Raw genomic sequence first — 14429 nt, forward strand, 5'->3', positions numbered from 1 at the left:
TTCAGTGGGGGGGGGCCGCCCGGCGCGCTACCCGGCCGCCCCCAACCCCCCGCCCCCTCGGAGGTTCGTCCCACCGGTGCCGGGCCCGATCCGGTGGTGCCCTAGGACTTGGCCGGGACGGGGGCCGCCTTGTCGACGACGCCCGGGTTGTCCTTGAGCCAGGCGCGCACGGCTTCCTGCTGCCTGCCCTTGCCCGCCTTGTTGATCGCCGCTTCCAGGCCGGTGAGCTGCTTCTCGGTCATGCTGAAGTCCTTCAGCCACCTGCCGACGACCGGGTTGTCGGCCGCGAAGCCCTTGCGGGCCAGCGTGTGCACGCCGTCGCCCGTGCCCCAGGCACCCTTGGGGTCCTTCAGCTTCTTCAGGTCGTAGTCGTTGTACGCCCAGTGCGGCGACCAGAGCGTGACGACGATCGGTTCCTTCCTGCTGTAGGCGCGCTTGAGCTCGGCCAGCATCGCGGGCGTGGAGCTGTCGACGACCTTGTACTCCTGGTCCAGGCCGTACTCCTCGAGGACCTTGCCCTTGAGCAGGGCCGTCTCGCCGGCGCTGGACTCGATGCCGGTGATCTTCCCGCCGAACCGCGACGCCTGGCCCTTGAGGTCGTCGAGGGAGTCGACGCCCTTCACGTACGAGGGCACGCTCAGCTCCAGCGACGTCCTGCCGTACCAGGAACCGAGGTCGTCGAGGCGGTCGCCGTACTTCTTCCAGTACTGGGCGTGGGTGGTGGGCAGCCAGGAGTCGGTCTCGAAGTCGACGTCGCCCTGGGCGAGCGAGGTGTACAGCGGCCCGGCGTCGTACTGCTTCGCGTCCACCTGGAAGCCGCGCCGTTCGAGGATCTCCTTCCACAGGAAGGTGGAGGCGACGCCCTCGTCCCAGGGGATGTACCCGATGGTGATCTTCTCGCCCTGGCCGACGTCCTTTCCGTCGGCGACGGCCTGCGTGCCGCCCGAGCCGTCGAGGACGCCCATGCCGCCGGCCACCAGGCCGAGGACGACGATGCCGATCACGGCGAACTGCGGGCGGGGACGGTAGGACCAGATCCGCGGCCCCCGGGCGGCGCGCGCCTTGAGGGCGGCGCGGCGGCCGAGCGGGGAGACCTGGGTGCCGAGCGCGCCGGTCATCCGGTCGAGGTAGATCGCGAGGATCACGATGGCGACACCGGCTTCGGAGCCGAGGCCGACGTCGAGCTGGCCGATGGCCTCGTTGACGTCGCCGCCGAGGCCGCCGGTGCCGACCATGCCGGCGATCGCGGCCATGGACAGGCCGAGCATGATGACCTGGTTGACGCCCGCCATCACGGTGGGCAGGGCCAGCGGGAGCTGGACGCGCAGCAGGGTGTCCCGGGGCGTGGTGCCGAACGCCTCGGCGGCCTCGACCAGTTCCCTGTCGACCTGCCGGATGCCCAGTTCGGTCATGCGCACGCCCGGGGCGAGCGCGAAGATCAGGGTGGCGACGATGCCCGCGGAGGCGCCGGTGCCGAAGAAGAGGATCGCCGGGATGAGGTAGATCATCGCGGGCAGCGTCTGCATGAAGTCCAGGACCGGGCGGACCAGCGCGCCGACCCGCTCGGAGCGGGCCGCCCAGATGCCCAGCGGGACCGAGATCACCAGGGCGATGACCGTGGCGACGAGGACGAGCGACAGGGTCACCATCGCGTCCTCCCACAGTCCGAGGGAGTCGATGAAGGCGAATCCGACGAACGTGAGGACACCGGCGAGGGTGCCGCGCAGCCAGAAGGCCAGCACGGCGAAGATCCCGGCCAGCAGCAGCGGCTGCGGGGCCTGGAGTACGGCGTCGAGACCGTCGTAGGCGCCGGTGAAGACGGCCTTGAGAAGGTCGAACAGCCAGGACACATGGCCGAGCAGCCAGTCGACCGCGCTGTTGACCCAGTCGCCGAGCGGAATCCTAGGCACGGGCCACCGCCTTCGTGCCGGTCTTCGCGCTGTCCGCCGACGCGGCCTTCGCGCAGTCCGTCGGCTTGTCCGTGGGCGTGGCCTTCGCGCTGTCCGTCGGCGTGGCCGTCGCGTGTGGCGTGTCGCAGCGGTCCGGCGCGGTGGCCGGCTCGTCGCCGAGGAAGCCGAGGAGGCGCTGTCGCGGTACGACCCCGACGAGGTCGTGCCCGGCGTCGAGCACGGCGACGGGATGCGGTACGCGCGCGCTGATCGCGCACAGTTCGGTGAACGGGGTGTGAGGTGTCGCGGTCTCGCAGTTGCAGTCGGCCTCGTCGCCGCGTACCGCGCGGTCCATGACGGCGTCGGCGGTCAGCACCCGGGAGCGGTCGACGTCCTGGGTGAAGGAGGCGACGTAGTCGTCGGCGGGGCGCACGAGGATGTCCTGCGCGGTGCCGATCTGCGCGACCCGGCCGTCGCGCATCACCGCGACGCGGTCGCCCAGGCGCATCGCCTCGTTGAGGTCGTGGGTGATGAAGACGATCGTCTTCTTCAGCGTCTTCTGGAGTTCGAGGAGCTGGTCCTGCATGTCGCGCCGGATCAGCGGGTCGAGCGCGCTGAACGACTCGTCCATGAGGAGCAGTTCGGCGTCGGTGGCGAGGGCGCGGGCCAGACCGACGCGCTGCTGCATACCGCCTGACAGTTCGTCGGGCCAGGAGTTCTCCCAGCCGGCCAGGCCGCACAGGGCGAGCGCCTCGTCGGCGCGGCGTGCGCGCTCCGCGCGGGGCACGCCCTGCACCGCGAGACCGTAGGCGGCGTTGTCGCGGACGTTGCGGTGCGGGAAGAGCGCGAAGTGCTGGAAGACCATGCTGATCTTCTTGGAGCGGACCTCGCGCAAGGCGCGGGCGCCGAGTGCGGTCAGGTCCTGGCCGCCGAAGCGGACCTGCCCGGCCGTCGGCGGGAGCAGGCCGTTGAGCATGCGCAGCAGCGTGGACTTACCCGACCCGGACAGGCCCATGACGACGAAGATCTCGCCTGGCTCCACGGTGAAGGAGGCGTCGATCACGGCGGCCGTGGCGCCGTCGGCGCGCAGTTCCTCCCGGTCGGCTCCGTCGCGCAGCCGCTCGACTGCCTGGTCCGGTCGTCTGCCGAACACCTTGTAGAGATGTTCGGCTTCAAGTCTGGCTGACACGCGGGCCTCTTGCTCTCGGGGACAGGGCGCGGAGGGACCGTCGATCGCAAACGTCGAGTTTGCAATCTCCGTCGCTCCGAAGCGGCGCCTGCCCCGGCTCTCACCTGCCAAACACACCCGTGGTCCAGCTCACAATGCGTTCACATCCGCCACGTGCTCGCCCGGCTGTCGCCCTGGCGAGTGGTTGTCGGTGCCGTACGGCATGATGCGAGCGTGACCGGACGACTGATGCTCCTCGACACCGCCTCCCTGTACTTCCGCGCCTACTTCGGCGTGCCGGACTCCGTGAAGGCACCGGACGGCACCCCGGTGAACGCGGTGCGCGGGCTGCTTGAGTTCATCGACAGACTGGTCAAGGACCATCACCCGGAGCACCTGGTGGCCTGCATGGACGCCGACTGGCGGCCGCACTGGCGGGTCGAGCTGATCCCGTCGTACAAGGCGCACCGGGTCGCCGAGGAGCGCGCGGCCGGACCGGACGAGGAGGAGGTGCCCGACACGCTGTCCCCGCAGGTGCCGGTCATCGAGGAGGTCCTGGACGCGCTGGGCATCGCCCGCGTGGGCGTCGCGGAGTACGAGGCGGACGACGTGATCGGCACGTTCACCGCGCGGGCGAAGGGCCCGGTCGACATCGTCACCGGCGACCGCGACCTGTACCAGCTCGTGGACGACGCGCGCGGGGTGCGCGTGCTGTATCCGCTCAAGGGGGTCGGCACGCTCCAGCTGACCGACGAGGCGCTGCTGCGGGAGAAGTACGGTGTCGACGGACGCGGGTACGCGGATCTGGCACTGCTGCGCGGCGACCCGAGCGACGGCCTGCCGGGGGTGCCCGGGGTCGGCGAGAAGACGGCGGCCAAGCTGCTCGCCGAGTTCGGCGACCTGGCCGGGATCATGGCGGCCGTGGACGACCCCGCGGCCCGGCTGACCCCGACGCAGCGCAGACGGCTCGACGAGGCGCGGCCGTATCTCGCGGTGGCCCCCAAGGTCGTCCGGGTCGCCGACGACGTCCCGCTGCCGGACGTCGACACGGCGCTGCCGCGCCGGGCGCGCGACCCGCAGGCACTGGACGCGCTGGCGGCGCGCTGGGGGCTGGGCGGGTCGCTGAACCGGCTGCTGACCACGCTGGACACGTCGGGCGCGTGATCATTGTTCCCGCGGGCGGACCTGTCCCCATTGAGGACGAGGAGTCATGATCTGCCTGAGAGATTCATGAACCTGTCCGCCGGGAGGGCCACGTCAGGGGAAGTGATGCTAACTTAGGTAAGCCTAAGCTAGAAAGCGACTGGGAGGCCGTCATGGCAGAGCGTCCGGCACGCAAGCCGCGGAAGCCGCACTCCGCGCAGGTCGTTCGCACCGAACGGCTGACCCCGCACATGCAGCGGGTGGTGCTGGGCGGCGAAGGGCTGGCCGAGTTCACCGCCGGGACCTGCACCGATCACTATGTGAAGCTGCTTTTCCCGGCCGCGGGCGCGACCTACCCGGAGCCCTTCGACGTGGAGCGGATCCGGGCCGAGTACCCGCGTGAGCAGTGGCCGGTGACGCGGACGTACACCGTTCGCGCCTGGGACCCCGAGCACCGCGAACTGACCCTGGACTTCGTGATCCACGGCGACGAGGGCCTCGCCGGGCCGTGGGCGGCCCGCGTCCAGCCGGGCGAGACCGTCCACTTCATGGGCCCCGGCGGCGCCTACGCCCCCGACGCGGGCGCCGACTGGCATCTGCTGGCCGGCGACGAGAGCGCGCTGCCCGCCATCGCGGCCGCGCTCGAGAGCCTGCCGGACGGCGCCGTGGCGCACGCCTTCGTGGAGGTCCCGGGTCCGGAGGAGGCGCAGAAGGTCGACTCCGACGCGGAGATCGTCTGGCTGCACCGCGGCGAGGCGCCGGTCGGCGAGAAGCTGGTCGAGGCGGTCCGCGGCCTGGACTTCCCGGAGGGCCGCGTCCACGCCTTCGTGCACGGCGAGGCCGGTTTCGTGAAGGAACTGCGCCGACTGCTGCGGGTGGAACGGGAGATCCCGCGCGAGGACCTGTCGATCTCCGGCTACTGGCGGCTCGGCCACAACGAGGACGGCTGGCAGGCCTCCAAGCGGGAGTGGAACGCGCGGGTGGAAGAGGAGCAGGAAGGTTCCGCGCCCCCGGCGTGACGCGACACCTACGACGAAGCGGCGGCACCCCTCGGGGTACCGCCGCTTCGTCGTGTCCAGGCACCCTCGCTCCGTGAACGGCCGCGAGGGCGTGAGGACTTGGGCCCGCTCCGGACACGACGGCGTGACGCGGACGAAACAGGCGGTCCCTAATTTCTGTCGCCCGACAGGAATTACGTGCCCAAGGCAGGTGCCGCCGTGACGACCACAGCCGCTTCCGACGTACGTCCCGACCCCCCGAAGCCCCCCGCCGACCAGTCCCTCGCGGAGTTCGGCTACCGCCAGGAACTGCACCGCAGCCTCGGCCGGTACGCGTCGTTCGCCGCCGGGTTCTCCTTCATCTCCGTACTGACGACCGTCTTCCAGTTCTTCGCCTTCGGGTACGCGTTCGGCGGCCCCGTCTTCTTCTGGGCCTGGCCGGCCGTGCTGGTCGGGCAGTTGCTGGTGGCCGCCTGCTTCGCGGAACTCGCCGCCCGCTACCCGATCTCGGGCGCCATCTACCAGTGGTCCTCACGCCTGTCGAACGCCGCCTTCGGCTGGTTCGCCGGCTGGATCATGGTGATCGGGCAGATCGTGGTGGTCGCCGCGGCGGCGCTGGCCCTGCAGATGGTGCTCCCGGCCATCTGGTCCGGCTTCCAGCTGATCGGCACCGACCCGGCCCCCACGTCCGCGGACGGCGCGGCCAACGCGGCGCTGCTCGGCGTCCTCCTGCTGGTCCTGACGACGCTGGTGAACATCCTCGACAACCGGGTGATGTCCCTGGTCAACCGGATCGGCGTGACCGCCGAGATCATCGGCGCGGTACTCATCGTGGTCCTGCTGCTCACCCACTCCGAACGCTCCCCCGGCATCACCTTCCACACCGCGGGTGCCGCCCAGGACGGCCTGTTCGGCGCGCTGCTGGTGGGCTCGTTCACGGCCGCCTACGTGATGATCGGCTTCGACAGCGCGGGCGAGATGAGCGAGGAGACCCATCAGCCCCGGCGCACCGCACCCCGCACGATCCTCACCGCGCTCGGCGCGGCCGGCCTGCTCGGCGGGCTGATCGTGCTCGGCGGGCTGCTCGCCGCGCCCAGCCTCACCGACGGGCATCTGGCGGCGGACGGTCTCAGCTACGTCCTGACCAGCAGCCTGGGCGACGGCGTCGGCAAGCTGCTGCTGGCCGACGTGGTGGTGGCGATCGCGGTGGCGACTCTGGCGATCCAGACCGCGGCCTGCCGGATGCTGTTCTCGATGGCCCGCGACGGCCGGCTGCCCTTCTCCGCCCGCCTGGCGAAGGTCGACCCGCGCACCGGCATGCCCAGTGGCCCCGCGCTGGTCGTGGGCGTCCTCGCGGCGGTCCTGCTGCTGCTGAACTTCGCCTCCCCGGATGCGTTCCTGGCCATCGGCACCACCTGCATCGTGATGCTCTACCTGGCCTACGCGATGGTCACCGGCCCCCTGCTGGTACGCCGGCTGCGCGGGGAGTTCGCCGTCCACGGCACCGACGAGACGGGCGCCCCGCTGTTCTCCCTGGGCCGCTGGGGCGTCCCCGTCAACGCGCTCGCGCTCGTGTACGGCCTGTTCATGACCGTCAACCTCGCCTGGCCGCGTGCCGCGGTGTACGACCCGGCGGGCGGGCACTGGTACTTCCAGTGGTTCACGGTGCTGTTCCTGGCCGTGACGGTCGCGGCGGGCGGGGCCTGGCGGACGTACCGGAAACGGGCGGCGGCCCCGGCGACCGCGATCGAGCCGGTGCCCGCGTCGGCGACCTGACAGGCCGGTCCGAGCCAGGCGGTCCGAGCCGGGACCTCCAAGCCGGGCGGGTCCGGGTGGCCGACCGCGCTCCCCGCGCCCTCACGGGTGCGGGGAGCCGTCGCCCGTACGGCTCGGCGTGCGGGCCCCGCAGCACGGCGGCACGTCCACGTCCGCCGGTCCCCGGCCGGCCCCGGCCGGCCTGCCCGGCCGCGGGGCGCGGGGCTACGTCCGGTCGCCCCGCACCCGCGCGTGCAGGTGCATGTCGTGCCAGCCGTCGCGGTGGAGTCCAGCGCTGCGCTTGGTGCCCTCCAGGGCGAAACCGGTCCTGGCGGCGACCCGGCAGGACGCCTCGTTGGCGGTGGCGTGGGTGAGTTCGAGGCGGTGGAAGCCGATCCCGTCCAGCGCCCAGGCGGCGAGGGTCGCCGTGGCCCGTGCGGCCACTCCCCGGCCGCGCGCGTCGGCCACGGTCCAGTAGGCGACCTCCGCCAGTCCGTCGGCGAGCACGATCTCGCGCAGCGCGACCCGGCCGAGCAGCCGGTCGGTGGCCTCGTCCACGACGGCCCACTGCGCGCCGCGTTCGCCGGTCCAGGCCAGCCGCCACTCCTCGATCCAGCCGGCGGCCTCGTCCTCGGAGTCGGCGGCCCGCAGATGCCACCGGTGCAGGGCCGGGTCCTGGAACGCGCGGTGCACGGCGGGCGCGTCCGCCGCCCGCCAGGGGCGCAACCGCAGACCGTCACCGGTGTCCAGGACGGGCTGGGGGGTGCGGGCGAGGATGCCCGCGGGCAGTACGTCGTTCGTCAGGAAGGGCATGGTCGGCATCCTGCCCGGCCGCCCCGGACGCGCCCAGCGGTTTTCCCGGGGCGCCGTCGGCCTCGTAGGCTGGGCGGCGATGAGACGCCGAACCCCGCCACCGCCCTCCCCGCTGCCGCAGCGCGACGGCGTGGACCCGGTACGGGTGCGACTGCCCCTCCGGGGGCCGTGGCCCACGGTGCGCGCCTATCTGGTGGAGCGGATGTCGGGGGCGCCGTCGGGTGCGGTCGCAGGGCTGTTCGAGGCGGGGCTGGTGGTCGGCGCGGACGCGCGGCCCCTGCCGTCGGACGCGGTGTACGCACCGGGGGCGTATGTGTGGTTCCACCGGGAGCTGCCCGCCGAGGTGCCGGTGCCGTTCCCGCTGGAGGTGGTCCACCGCGACGCGCACATCGTGGTCGTCGACAAACCGCACTTCCTGGCCACCACCCCGCGCGGCGGCCATGTCGCCCAGACCGCGCTGGCCCGGCTGCGGCACGAGCTCGGCATCCCGGCCCTGACCGCCGCGCACCGGCTGGACCGGCTGACGGCCGGGCTGGTGCTGTTCACGGTACGGCCCGAGGAGCGCGGCGCGTACCAGGCGCTGTTCCGTGACCGCCGGGTGCGCAAGGAGTACGAGGCCGTCGCCCCGTACGATCCGGCGCTGATGCTGCCCAGGACGGTGCGCAGCCGGATCGTGAAGGAGCGCGGGATGCTGGCCGCGCAGGAGGTCGAGGGCGAGCCGAACGCGGTCAGCCGCATCGAGCTGCTCGACCGGCGGCCCGGTCCGCACGGCGCGCTCGGCCGGTACCGGCTGCTGCCCGAGACCGGGCAGACCCATCAGCTGCGGGTGCATCTGAGCAGGTTGGGCGCGCCGATCCTGGGCGATCCGCTGTATCCGGTGGTGACCGCTCCCGGGCCGGCCGGTGACTTCCGGCGGCCGCTGCAACTGCTGGCGCGGGAGCTGGAGTTCACCGATCCGGTCACAGGGGTGGCGCACCGGTTCCACAGCGGGCGGACGCTGGCCGCGTGGTCCGCGTACCAAGAGTGGGCCGACGGGCACACCGGGGCGTCGGCCGGTCAGTAGCCGCGCCACCAGCGCAGCAGCCGCTGCCAGGCGCCCGGCCGATGGGCCGGCTCCGGTGGCGCCGGGGCGGGCCGGTCGGGCTGGGCGGGCCGGTCGGCGGCCGGCGCCGGTCGCGCGGCACCGACCCGCGTGGACTGCGGTTCGACCGGCCCGGGCTGCGCGGCGATGACGGGCGCGGGCTGCGGTTCGGGCAGGCCGACCTGCCAGGTGGAGCGCTGTGGCGGGATCGGGTTGCCGTGGGTCGGGGTGACCCGGACGTCCTGCTCCGGCTTGGGTTCGAACGCCACCGGCAGTTCGGCCAGATGCCGTGAGGCGATGGAGGTGGTCCAGCGCAACTCGTCCTCGTCGCAGTCGAGCTGGACGTCCGGCAGCCGCCTGAGCAGGGCGTCGACGCCGACGTCGGCGATGGCCCGCCCGACGTCCTGGCCGGGGCACTCGTGCGAGCCGCCGCCGAAGGCGAGGTGGGAGCGGTTGCCCTGCATGTCGGCGGACAGGTCGGGGCGGACGCGGGGGTCGACGTTGCCCGGGGCCGGGGCGAACAGCAGCCCGTCGCCGCGGCGGATGCGCCGGCCGCCCAACTCCGTGTCCTGTTTGGCGAAGTAGCCCAGGACGGTGCTGAAGGGCGGCTCGTCCCACAGGGACTGCTCGACCGCCGTGGGCACCGTCATCTGACCGCCGTTGAGCCGGGCCACGAAGCCCGGGTCGGTCAGCACCCGGCGCAGCACGTTGCCGAGCAGGTTGGTGGTGGCCTCGTAGGCGGCGAAGAGCACCAGCCGCAGGTGTTCCCTGACCTCGTCGTCGGTGAGCCGCGCCGGATGGTTGACGAGGTGGCTGGTGAAGTCCTCCTCGGGCCGGGCCCTGCGCCGTGCGGTGAGCCGGCTCAGCGCGTCCATGACGTAGCCGTGGCTGGCGATGGCCGTCTCGGTGCCTTTCAGCGCGTCGCGGGCGGCGAGGACCAGCCGGTCGCTGTACTCCTCGGGCATGCCGAGGATCTCGCACAGCACGGCCATCGGCAGGTGCTCGGCGAACTGGCTGACCAGGTCGGCGTGTCCCTTGAGGCAGAAGCCGTTCACCAGGCGCTGGGTGTGGCGGTAGATGTGGCGGCGCAGGCCGCGGGGGTCGATCGTCGACATGGCGCCGATGACCGCGCCGCGCAGTCGCAGGTGTTCGTCGCCCTCGGCGTGGGAGCAGATGGGCTGCCAGGCGATGTGCGGCATGAGCGGATGGTCGGGCTTGACCTGGCCCTCCAGCAGCGGGGTCCAGATTCGGCTGTCCCGGGTGTACTGCGAGGGGGTGCGCACCATGTGCATGTTCTCGGCGTGGCCGAGCACCACCCACATCGGTACGTCCTCGTGGAGCAGCACGGGGGCCACGGGGCCGTACTCCTCGCGCAGTCGCTCGTAGAGGCCGCCCAGGTCCGCGGCTTCCGGGCCGTAGATCCGGTGCAGTCCGCCGGGGCCGCGGCCGTGTGCGGGACAGCCGGGGGGCGGGCCGGTCACGAGGTCGTCCGCACCGGTCGGGGAGTGGTGTTCAGAGGTCACGGTGGTCGCTCCGGGAAAGCTGGGGGTCGATCCGGGGGTGGGCCGGCGGGCGGAGGTTCAGACGAGGCTGCCGGACAGGGCCATGGAGTGCAGGAAGCGCATCAGGGTCAGCAGGACGTCGCGGCTGGAGGCGCGTCGGCGCACGTCGCACTCGACGATCGGGATCTCGGGCGCCAGGTCGAGCGCCTCGCGCAGGTCCTCGATCGGGTGACGCGGGCCGTCGGGGAAGGAGTTGACGGCGACCACGAACGGCACTCCGCGCTCCTCCAGTTGCCCCATGACGTCGTAACTGACTTCGAGCCGGCGGGTGTCGACGAGGACGACGGCGCCGAGCGCGCCCTCGAACAGGCCGTTCCACAGGAACCAGAAGCGTTCCTGGCCCGGGGTGCCGAAGAGGTACAGGACGACCTGGTCGGTGATCCTGATGCGGCCGAAGTCCATGGCCACGGTGGTGGCGGTCTTGGTGTCGGAGCCGTAGTTGTCGTCGACCCCGATACCGGCCTGGGTCATGGTCTCCTCGGTGGTCAGCGGCCTGATCTCGCTGACCGAGCCGACCATGGTGGTCTTGCCGACACCGAAGCCGCCGACGATGACGATCTTGGCCGCGGCCTGCGCCGTGTGCGGCAGACGGTCCTCGGCCCGTGGGCCCGGGATCGCGTCAGAGGCTTTGAAGTCCATGCATCACCGCTTCGAGGAGGGAACGGTCGGGGAGCGGCCGGCGGACGATGGGGGCGCGCACCTGCACGAGTTCGACCGCCAGCATCTCGGTGACCAGCACGGTCACCACGCTGAACGGCAGGCCGAGGTAGGCGGACAGCTCGGCCACCGACAGCGGGTCGGCGCACAGCCGGAGCACCGCCGCCTGCTCCGGGGTGGCGGACGTGGGCGGCTCGCCGCGCGCGACGACCAGGGACACCAGGTCCAGGGGCGCGCGCTCGCCGTCGGGTCCGGTGATGACGTACAGCCGCTCGGGGTTCTTGCGTTCCCCCTCCTCCGGGGGCTGTGCGGAGAACGGCTGCGCGGGGGGCGGTCGCCGGGGTTGCGGGGAGGACGGTTGCGGGGGTTGTCGCCGCCGGCGTTGCGGAGGAGTCATACGGTCTGCCCGTTGCGCCGGGGCGGACTGGTCAGATGGGAGCCGATGCGTACGACGAGGTCGCGCATGTGGGCGCTCATGTTGCCGGGTTCGCAGACGACGTCGGCGAGGACCGCGAGATAGGCGTTGGCTCCGGCGGCCATCAGATAGAAGTAGCCGCCGTTCAGTTCGATGATGACGACCTTCATCTCGCCGTCGCTGGTGGGGAGTTCCTGGGCGACGGCGCCGGCCAGGCTCTGCAGACCCGCGCAGGCGGCCGCGACCCGGTCGGCGGCGTCCTCGTCACCGGCGTAGCGGGCGATGCGCAGCCCGTCGGCCGAGAGCACCACGATCATCTCGATGCCCGGAACGCTCTTGTAGAGCTCCGCGAGCATCCAGTCGAAGTTCGCTCGCTGCTGGATCACTTGAGGCCCCCCTCGTCGTCGGCCCCGGAACGGGCCGGCTTGTCGATCAGATGCGTGTACGCGGTCGGGTTGCGCGTGAAGTCCGTCGGGTCCGGGCCCGGGTTGTCCTTCTTCAGGCCCTCCCAGAAGGCCTCGACCCACAGTCCGGGCTCCCGCTCGTCCTTCTTCGGCTCGGGCTCGGCTTCGGCCTCCGTCCGCGTCCAGGTGCCGGGCGTGCCCTCACGGGCGGCGCGCTCGGCGGCGGCCTCGGCGGCGGCGGCCTCGGCGTAGCGCTGGCTGAGCGGGGTCTTCACCCGGCTGCGGCGCTGCGGCAGGCCCTTCCCGGTCCACTCCGTGACCTCGGGGACGTCGTCCTGCGCGGTGACCTGGTCCGGGATGCGCGGGCTGGTGGGACGGCGCTTCTTCGGCGGCCGCTTGGGCCCCTCCAGCGCGCCCAGGTCGATCGTGGGTACGGCGGTGGCGCCGATGCCGTGCGCGAAGCCGGGCGCGGGGTCGGCGGTCATCATCTCGGCGGGCACGACGAGGACGGCGCGGACCCCGCCGTACGCGGAGGCGCGCAGCGACACCTGGAGGTTGAACGACGTGCACAGCCGGCCGACGACCGCGAGGCCCAGGCGCGGGGTGTCGCTGAGGTCCTGGACGTCGACGCCGGCCTTGGCCGCCTCCAGCAGGCCCTCGGCCCTGGCGCGGGCCTCCTCGCCGAGGCTGACGCCCGCGTCCTCGATCTCGATGGCGATGCCGGTCTGCACCTCGACGGCGTTGACGTGGACGTCGGTCTGCGGCGGCGAGTAGCGGGTGGCGTTGTCCATGAGTTCGGCGAGCGCGTGGATGAGCGGCTCGACGGAGATGCCGCGGATGTTGACCTTGGCGATGGAGTCCAGCTTGATGCGGCGGTACTCCAGGATGCGGGACATCGCGCCGCGCAGCACGCTGTACAGCGGGACGGGCTGGGGCCACTGGCGGCCGGGGCGGCCGCCGCCGATGATGGCGATGGAGTCGGCGAGCCGGCCGATCAGCGAGGTGCCGTGGTCGATGCGCAGCAGGTCGTCGAAGACCTCGGGGTTGCGGCCGTGGTCCTCCTCCATCTCCCGCAGCTCACCGGCCTGCTGGTGGACGATGGCCTGGACCCGCCGGGCGACGCTGACGAAGGCGCGCTGCGCGGAGTCGCGCATCATCTCCTCGCGGTCGACGATCTCCAGCACCGTCTTCACGACGGTGCGGTGGGCCTCGGAGAGGTCGCTGTAGGCGGGGTCCGGGTCGATGAAGTGCCGCATCACCTCGCCGGGCGTGTTCCCGCCGCGCATCACCTTCAGCGCGGTCGGCAGGACCTCCTGGGCGAGGCGGCGGTTGACCTCGTCGTGGGCGGCGACCCGGCTCTCCAGATACGCGCAATGACGGGCGTGGTCGGCGTGCGCCCGGCGCAGTCGGCGGCCCCGGCGGACCGCCTCGGCGCCGACGGCCGTCACCAGGGCCGTGGCGAGGGCACCGCACAGGCCGACGGCGATCCGGGCCGGGTTCGCCACCAGGGCGACGGCGGCCCCGGTCGCCGTCGCCATCAGCATGGCGGGCAGCAACAGCACCCGCGCGTAAGGGGGTTCGCGGCGGTCTGGAGGGGACTGGACACTCACCATGTAGGCCCTCGAAACGAATCGGGATCTGTTCACCAATAAGGAACAAACGCACGAATACATGCCAAGCCGGTGCGCTGCGGGCGAGCCTAGTCCGACCGGATCAACGCAGTGTCATATTCAGCAAGCATCTGAAATCGCCCACGCAACAGGAGTATGCTCAGCCCCATTTACACGCCGAGCCCTCGTTCGAACACGCCGCGTGACCGGAGCCGGGTGTGCGAGACCCCTGCCGAAGGGGGTGAGAAGCGGCGGCCGGTTCAGACCCCCGCGATCCGCAGCGCCGCGTCCGCCGTGGCCTCGGCGAACACCGACACCGGCCGCTCCGGGTCGGAGCGGTGCACCAGGATGACGCCCTCGATCAGCCCGAACACCAGATCCGTACGCAGTTCCAGCTCACCCTTGGCGAGCGCGCCGCCCGCACCGGTCGCGGCCAGCAACTGCCGGTAGGCGTCCTTGAGTTCGGCGCGCACGGCATGGAAGCCGGCGAACCGCTCGGTGCGCACCTCGGGCAGCAGATAGAGACCGCCCAGGTTGTGCGGCCCGCCGCACAGCAGCTCCACGTCGGTCCGGCACAGCCGCCACAGCCGCCCCTCGGCCGGGGCCGTGTCGTCGGCGAGCAGCTCACGGGCGTAGGCCAGGGACGGCGTGACGGTGGACTCCAGCAGCGCGGCGAGGAGTTCCTCCTTGCCGGAGACGTAGTGGTACATGGACGCCTGCCGCATCCCCGCCCGCTCGGCCACGGCCCGTGTCGTCGTGGCCGCATACCCCTGCGTCGTGAACAACTCCGCGGCGGCGGCGAGCAGTTCGGCGCGCGGTTCCAGACCGCTGTCCGGCCGCTGCGCGGCCCGCGGCCGGCCGACCCTGCGCCCGCTGCTCGTCCCCATGCGTTCGATCCTCGCACACACCCCCCGGCCGCCGATCTCCGTGAGGG

General features: G+C 72.3%; 12 protein-coding genes and 1 pseudogene. 4 read left to right on the forward strand and 9 right to left on the reverse strand.

Annotation, left to right across the window (positions count from 1 at the left end; translation table 11 throughout):
- Nucleotides 1-116: 116 nt before the first annotated feature.
- A pseudogene (locus ACWC24_RS37325) lies at nucleotides 117-1910 on the reverse strand (ABC transporter permease/substrate binding protein); the annotation flags it as partial.
- Nucleotides 1903-3078 (reverse strand): quaternary amine ABC transporter ATP-binding protein, encoded by a 1176-nt coding sequence (locus ACWC24_RS37330; protein WP_450667358.1) that lies wholly within the window; start codon nucleotides 3076-3078, stop codon nucleotides 1903-1905. The pseudogene ACWC24_RS37325 and the gene ACWC24_RS37330, both read right to left, overlap by 8 nt.
- 213 nt (nucleotides 3079-3291) lie before the next feature.
- Here ACWC24_RS37330 and ACWC24_RS37335 point away from each other — a divergent pair, with 213 nt between their 5' ends.
- From ACWC24_RS37335 to ACWC24_RS37345, 3 genes are all read left to right on the forward strand, one after another.
- The gene (locus ACWC24_RS37335) at nucleotides 3292-4221 is read left to right on the forward strand and encodes a 5'-3' exonuclease (RefSeq protein ID WP_450667359.1); all 930 of its coding nucleotides are present in this window, start codon (nucleotides 3292-3294) and stop codon (nucleotides 4219-4221) included.
- Between the two features lie 152 nt (nucleotides 4222-4373).
- Nucleotides 4374-5219, forward strand: a complete 846-nt coding sequence (locus ACWC24_RS37340; RefSeq protein ID WP_450667360.1) for a siderophore-interacting protein — start codon at nucleotides 4374-4376, stop codon at nucleotides 5217-5219.
- Between the two features lie 198 nt (nucleotides 5220-5417).
- Complete coding sequence (locus ACWC24_RS37345) at nucleotides 5418-6974, forward strand: amino acid permease (protein WP_450667361.1); 1557 nt, start codon at nucleotides 5418-5420, stop codon at nucleotides 6972-6974.
- 204 nt (nucleotides 6975-7178) lie between these two features.
- Here ACWC24_RS37345 and ACWC24_RS37350 read toward each other — a convergent pair whose 3' ends face one another.
- Nucleotides 7179-7766, reverse strand: coding sequence for a GNAT family N-acetyltransferase (locus ACWC24_RS37350; RefSeq protein ID WP_450667362.1), 588 nt, complete (start codon nucleotides 7764-7766; stop codon nucleotides 7179-7181).
- 79 nt (nucleotides 7767-7845) lie between these two features.
- On the opposite strand from ACWC24_RS37350, the gene ACWC24_RS37355 reads away from it, so the two are divergent.
- Nucleotides 7846-8829 (forward strand): RluA family pseudouridine synthase, encoded by a 984-nt coding sequence (locus ACWC24_RS37355; protein WP_450667363.1) that lies wholly within the window; start codon nucleotides 7846-7848, stop codon nucleotides 8827-8829.
- On the opposite strand, the gene ACWC24_RS37360 is transcribed toward ACWC24_RS37355, so the two are convergent.
- The 6 genes from ACWC24_RS37360 to ACWC24_RS37385 form a co-directional block, all read right to left on the reverse strand.
- Nucleotides 8823-10370: a cytochrome P450 gene (locus ACWC24_RS37360; protein ID WP_450667364.1), complete on the reverse strand. Its 1548-nt coding sequence runs from the start codon at nucleotides 10368-10370 to the stop codon at nucleotides 8823-8825. The genes ACWC24_RS37355 and ACWC24_RS37360 overlap by 7 nt on opposite strands.
- Nucleotides 10371-10427: 57 nt before the next feature.
- Nucleotides 10428-11048, reverse strand: coding sequence for a GTP-binding protein (locus ACWC24_RS37365; RefSeq protein ID WP_450667365.1), 621 nt, complete (start codon nucleotides 11046-11048; stop codon nucleotides 10428-10430).
- The gene (locus ACWC24_RS37370) at nucleotides 11029-11463 is read right to left on the reverse strand and encodes a DUF742 domain-containing protein (protein WP_450667366.1); all 435 of its coding nucleotides are present in this window, start codon (nucleotides 11461-11463) and stop codon (nucleotides 11029-11031) included. Before ACWC24_RS37370 ends, ACWC24_RS37365 begins: the two co-directional genes overlap by 20 nt.
- Entirely contained in the window at nucleotides 11460-11867 is a 408-nt protein-coding gene (locus ACWC24_RS37375; RefSeq protein ID WP_450667367.1) for a roadblock/LC7 domain-containing protein, read from the reverse strand. Before ACWC24_RS37375 ends, ACWC24_RS37370 begins: the two co-directional genes overlap by 4 nt.
- Entirely contained in the window at nucleotides 11864-13498 is a 1635-nt protein-coding gene (locus ACWC24_RS37380) for an ATP-binding protein (RefSeq protein WP_450667368.1), read from the reverse strand. Before ACWC24_RS37380 ends, ACWC24_RS37375 begins: the two co-directional genes overlap by 4 nt.
- Nucleotides 13499-13755: 257 nt before the next feature.
- Complete coding sequence (locus ACWC24_RS37385) at nucleotides 13756-14382, reverse strand: TetR/AcrR family transcriptional regulator (protein WP_450667369.1); 627 nt, start codon at nucleotides 14380-14382, stop codon at nucleotides 13756-13758.
- Nucleotides 14383-14429 lie beyond the last annotated feature (47 nt).

Source organism: Streptomyces sp. NPDC001443, assembly GCF_053597355.1.